The organism is Limosilactobacillus sp. C0001E2, assembly GCF_056590915.1.
In genome coordinates, this window is sequence record NZ_JBWPXC010000016.1 from 1 (window position 1) to 5,368 (window position 5,368).

Here is a 5,368-nt window from a genome sequence, read left to right on the forward strand (position 1 = left end):
CGCGGAACAATTCCGCAATCAAGCCGCCTAAAATTTTATCTATTTAACCTGTATACTTGACGGGACCTAGTGCCTTCCTAAAAAGATACCTAACGAAAAATGTTTAGATATTGAATATTCATTACCCTTTAGTTTAGAAATACCAATCAACAACGCAAGAAGGATAATATAAATACCAACAAGATAGATAGACTCAATCATTACAACTTCGCCAATATTAGTTAGTTTAAAAGATTGAATTTTCCCTAAAATATCACCGATTAGATTTATTACGCCAACAATTGTAAAGGAGATTGCAGTGAAGATCCCCAGAATAGCAATAAAGTCACTATATACTTTATCTTTCATATCCTTTACTTGGCTAAGACCATCACGGGCTTCATTAAGTTGATCATCAATATACTGTTTCTGAACAATTGCCAGGTGAATATGCCTAATTGTATCAGACCGGATTTGGAGAACTTTCTTAAATATTTCTTCATCACTTTCTGATCCAGCGGTAACGGTCTCCAGCTTTTCATTTACCGATTTAGCAATATCATCAATTCTATTCTCATCAAGACTATAAATATATTCCGTAATTATTTCGTACGGCACATGCCATCTTGATAAATGGACAGCCTGACTAACAATATTGTTTAAGCGGTTCGTTTCCGTTTCATCTAGATTACCCTCTTTAAACAGTAATTCACAAAAATCTTTGTTTAAAGCTTGCGTAAGCTGTTGTTCATTATTCATTTCTTCCATTAGATAGCCCAAAATTGATTTTTACGTTTCGAATAAAACCTCTTAGTTTTTCGATCGTCGTATGTCTTGATGCTTCGATCAGACCACTGCGGTGCTTCATGAGAATAATCTACCAATTTAAACGGTCCAAAGCTTAGTAGACTATTTAAATGATTTTGAATAAATTCAAAATCATCTTTGTTATCACTTTTCATTTTTTAATATCAAACTTATCCACAGTAATGTAAAAAAAGCCATCATCATTTTGTTTCAACACCTGATGGTCAATCGGCTTTAAAATCTCTGCGGCACCGTTATTCGAATATTCTGAATAAACAGAGTGAATTACCGGACCGTAATCCCATTTTTCAAATTTATAATCCGTAATCAGAGGCGTTCCCTTTTCCAAAAGACTCTGTACATTTAGAAAATACATGACTTTTTGCAACTTTAAATTAGAAACAGGCTTTCCTTGTTCATTTGCTAATTCAATAATTAAATCTGCTACATCCATTGCTTTAGCCATTTTATCGCCTCCTTTATGTATATAATACTATACCGTATTTTTGATAAACCACATAATTTTATTTTTTCATACTTACGTATTTTCATAATTTTATAAATTTTATTACTATCCATAAAACTTCTCCCCTTTCATTAATATAGATACGGATTATTTCATCGAGTTATATTTTTAAATTTCCAACATAAAATCCCCCAAGAAAATGTTTCTTGAGAGATTTAATTAAATCTAGTGCATCACTTTAAAAAACTCTTTTCTAAATAATGATGACCAGCCGTCATATCATATTGAACTAAAAGATAATCGTGCCAAAGTTCTTTTTGTGATTTTGAAAAATGCTTTTGAGAAATAACTTTACCCTGTTCATTGGTAAATTGCGGAGCCGAATGATAACCATTAGCATCCGCATTACTGGTCTTAAGCGACACCGCTGGTAGGTCTTGATAGACCTTGGTCAATAAGGCAATGTAAGGTGTGACTTTGGAATTGGTTTGTTCTGCCATCATAGCAATAAAGTCATTTGGCGAAACAACCCGTGAGTTATGAATAAATTGTTTAGCACCTTGCTGGCGAGCAGCCGGATTTGAGTAGATAAAATAATCAGTTTCGTGCAATTTTAGCCCATCCCGACTCATATCGTTTTGATAGATTCCGGGTAAATGATCTCCATAAAACACCACCGTAATTGGCTGCTTCATTTGATTAATTTTCTTGATAAACTGCTGAACAGCCTGATCCGTGTAATGAATCCCCATTGCGTATTGAGCGACCGTCTCACTATCAGTGTTTGCTCCACGAATTGAAGCTTGGTACTTACTTGCTCCATTATAAAAGTGCTCCGTATATGGGAAATGGTTTTGCATCGTTACCAAACTAATAAATTGCGCCTTGCGATTACGCTTCAGTTGATCTTCAGCATTTTTATAAGAGGTCGCATCTGAAAGGTAGGGGCTTCGATCGATCTTCTTTTGATGACGAATTTTATAGCGACTTCCTAAGTACATAAAACGGTCAAAACCGAATTTTCGATAAACGGTTGGGCGACTATAGAAAGTACCGACATAAGGATGAATAGCCGTGGAATCTTTAAATAACTGATTGATCGACCATGATTGTTTGGCAAATGGTACTAACTGCGTAAATGGTGTCGCTAACGTAGGCGTAAAGTTAGCCAGGGTTAGGCCCGTGGGTGACATATATTCCATATTAGCAGTACCGCCACCATAACCAGAACTAATCATTAACCCACTAGTGGTTTTCTTCTTTAAACTATTGATATAAGGAATTGGATCATTCTTTAAATGAACTCCTGGAACCCGATTAGGGGTCGCAAAACTTTCACTCAAATTTAGGATAATTGTTTGATCACTTAAATTATTCTGCCGGTGTTGATTAATTTGTTTAGCCGTTAGCTGATACTTTTTAGCTAAACGGTTCATCGTTGCTTTAGAATATCCAGTCGGCTGATCCATCACCTTAACATCAACGTTACTCATAAATTGGACAATTGGTCCATTCACCCGGGCCCCACTGAGTTGATTAAATGGGTACGATTCCACACCCATTCCTTTGACAACCGTTTGAATTGGCGAACCTTGATGATTCCAGAATAGCGCACTGCCATAAACAAGAATCGCTAAGATGATGTAAAATCCTCGCGCTTTTATTGAGTGCTTCGAGAACGGCTTCTTTCTGTTGAGCCGCCAGATAGCTAAACAAGCTACAACAATCACGATCGCTGCGCCCACTAACAGCCATGGATTAACCATTTTCAAAATGCTACCGTATGCCTGATACATAATCATTTCTGAAGGCATAATTGGTTCATTCCGGGCGCAAATTTTAATGCGATTGGCAATGATCCAGATGATATTAACCATCGTGGTAATTCCAATCCCCCACCAAAAACTGTTCGTGATTGACTGGAAAAGCTTGAATATCAACCAAATTAAGAAAGCCGTGAAGATAATAATTGATTGTTTATTGCAGAACGTATAAATCAACGTATTGTATGTGTAATTTACGTTCGGTGTTAACTTCAAACTATTATCCATGGCTAATAGCGAAACAATCGCCAGAAGATAGAAAAAGGCAATCGCTAAATATTGGTGTGCATGCTGTTGCCAATGTTGTAGCAAAAACGTCTTAATATCCGTGAACGTTCTGAAACTAGCGACTGTTTTGTGATAACGGTCGTACCACTTTGTTTTGGAAATTAAATCTAGTAAGCGCAATCCACAGTAACTGATTGGTAACAAAAGGATCGCACAAATCAACATAACACCATACCGGAGGGCCGCATGCGGAAAATGACCGACGATCGATGAAACGAACAAATTCATTAGGACCGGGTATGAAGCAAATGTGATGCTAACCAGCATCGTATCAGCCATGCGAAAATTAAGCTGTTTGGTAAATATGTAACACAGGCCAAGTGCGACAGTAATAGTGAGGACGTTTGAAGGATTAGCGAAACGCGCTGCTGTAGAAAAATCATTGTGGACCGAAACTGAAATTTTGGGCATTACAGCTGTCAAAAGCAGATTAAGAAGAAGTACCCCCCCTACTGAGATTTTGAGCATCCGTTGATTTAACTGCAGTTTCAGGTTACTCAGTAAAGCACCCACACTTACTACGATCATGGTAAGCACCAGGTTGTAACTATTATCAAATCCCCATAAATTAGCATTAAAAATGGTGCTGGCAAATAAGCCAGCCAATAACAAGGCACCAATTTGGTGGCGACTGAATAATTTCAAATTGGTATAAAACGGAACCAAACATCTCGATAGAATTATCCCCATCACAACCGGAATGACGTTTCTAGAGAAGGGAAACAAACTATTTAATAAGTCTGAGAATTGGAATTGGTTCTTCCATAATAATTGGATCAGAACTTCCAACAGGCCCAGAATAATCACTAAAATCCAGCTGTTAATTAAATTTACTAATGATGGTTTAGCTTTGGCGAACAGCTGACCAAGTTTTAGTAGCATAAACGTCATACCAATGTTTAAGATCACGTGCACGACCTGAATTAGCATCATCTTATTGTTGTTGATGGCATAGTTAGCCAGTGGTAATTGCGGGTTCCACAACCATAAATTCAAAATGGTAAAAATAATCCCCCAGGTAAATAGGATCGAATTTCTCTTTGCTTTCATTGCTTTTCTCCATTAATAAAACCTCCACGCCTAGCCGTTAGATAATCTAACCCTTGTTAATGTGGAGGTGTGATTATTATTTACTTTATCATTAAAGATCTTTCCAGCCAACCTACTTTTTCTTGCTGTAATCTTGCCAGACAAGATATGGGTTATCACGCATCTTCTTTAAATTTGCTTCATTCTTCTTTTTTAGTCGTTCCGTTTCTTCACGAACCCATTTATTTAGCGCTTCTTCTTTAGTCATTAATTATTTCTCCTATTTTTAATAGTCATTAATTTCCAATTATTATAGAGTTGTGTAGTGTTAATAAACGGTGACTCACTCGTTCTAATTCTACAAAAATAATCCATATTGTTTTCAATAAAGTTAATTAAAAACTTATGCAGTGGTACATAAACTAGGTCTTGCTTAACCATATTATAATTCATGTAAACAGTAACTTGTTCAAATTCGTTAAAAATATTATTAAACCCACAGCGATCTTTTAAATCCCATTTAAGCTGTTCAATCATCTCTTGAATTGCTTCATTTTCATCAAGATCGTTGATCGTTAAATCCTTTTCTTTAACGAGTTGACATTTCTTTATTTCTAACAACTTTTCAAACTGTTTCTGTTTCCTTTTAGCTTCCGGAATGATCTGCTCCGCAAACTTCCGTAAAACATTAATCGAGTTTTGAATTAAAATTTGCTCATCTTGCTTTCGATGAGCATCCACATCATTACGAAATTTGCGAATATTCAGTGCTACCGTCACTACCCCGAGTGAGGTGATCAAATTCGATACAATTTCTAAGCAGTTTTGAAAATATGCGATCAAGCCATCCATCTAGCTTCAACTCCTCAATATTGATTGTGTCCAATATTAAGGTACGAAAAAAGGGAGCGTGACAGAAGTCATTTATGACTTCGTTTTCACGCCCCCGCAAGCACAAATAGGCCTCCAGAGTTCG

5 protein-coding genes are annotated in these 5,368 nt (G+C 36.5%); all 5 read right to left on the reverse strand.

Annotation, left to right across the window (positions count from 1 at the left end):
* Positions 1-66: 66 nt before the first annotated feature.
* The 5 genes from AC1EKL_RS08660 to AC1EKL_RS08680 all read right to left on the reverse strand — a co-directional run bounded on the left by AC1EKL_RS08660 (position 67) and on the right by AC1EKL_RS08680 (position 5,244).
* Complete coding sequence (locus AC1EKL_RS08660) at positions 67-747, reverse strand: hypothetical protein (RefSeq protein WP_480189746.1); 681 nt, start codon at positions 745-747, stop codon at positions 67-69.
* A gap of 190 nt (positions 748-937) precedes the next feature.
* Positions 938-1,252: a Panacea domain-containing protein gene (locus AC1EKL_RS08665; RefSeq protein ID WP_480189745.1), complete on the reverse strand. Its 315-nt coding sequence runs from the start codon at positions 1,250-1,252 to the stop codon at positions 938-940.
* Between the two features lie 233 nt (positions 1,253-1,485).
* Positions 1,486-4,413: an LTA synthase family protein gene (locus tag AC1EKL_RS08670; RefSeq protein ID WP_480190282.1), complete on the reverse strand. Its 2,928-nt coding sequence runs from the start codon at positions 4,411-4,413 to the stop codon at positions 1,486-1,488.
* Between the two features lie 112 nt (positions 4,414-4,525).
* Entirely contained in the window at positions 4,526-4,660 is a 135-nt protein-coding gene (locus AC1EKL_RS08675; RefSeq protein WP_464465203.1) for a hypothetical protein, read from the reverse strand.
* Positions 4,660-5,244 (reverse strand): hypothetical protein, encoded by a 585-nt coding sequence (locus AC1EKL_RS08680; RefSeq protein WP_480189742.1) that lies wholly within the window; start codon positions 5,242-5,244, stop codon positions 4,660-4,662. Before AC1EKL_RS08680 ends, AC1EKL_RS08675 begins: the two co-directional genes overlap by 1 nt.
* Positions 5,245-5,368 lie beyond the last annotated feature (124 nt).

Coding starts and splice junctions, on each gene's coding strand:
- AC1EKL_RS08680 (WP_480189742.1), bottom strand. CDS start 5,244: ATGGATGGCTTGATCGCATATTTTCAAAACTGCTTAGAAATTGTATCG.
- AC1EKL_RS08665 (WP_480189745.1), bottom strand. CDS start 1,252: ATGGCTAAAGCAATGGATGTAGCAGATTTAATTATTGAATTAGCAAAT.
- AC1EKL_RS08675 (WP_464465203.1), bottom strand. CDS start 4,660: ATGACTAAAGAAGAAGCGCTAAATAAATGGGTTCGTGAAGAAACGGAA.
- AC1EKL_RS08660 (WP_480189746.1), bottom strand. CDS start 747: ATGGAAGAAATGAATAATGAACAACAGCTTACGCAAGCTTTAAACAAA.
- AC1EKL_RS08670 (WP_480190282.1), bottom strand. CDS start 4,413: ATGAAAGCAAAGAGAAATTCGATCCTATTTACCTGGGGGATTATTTTT.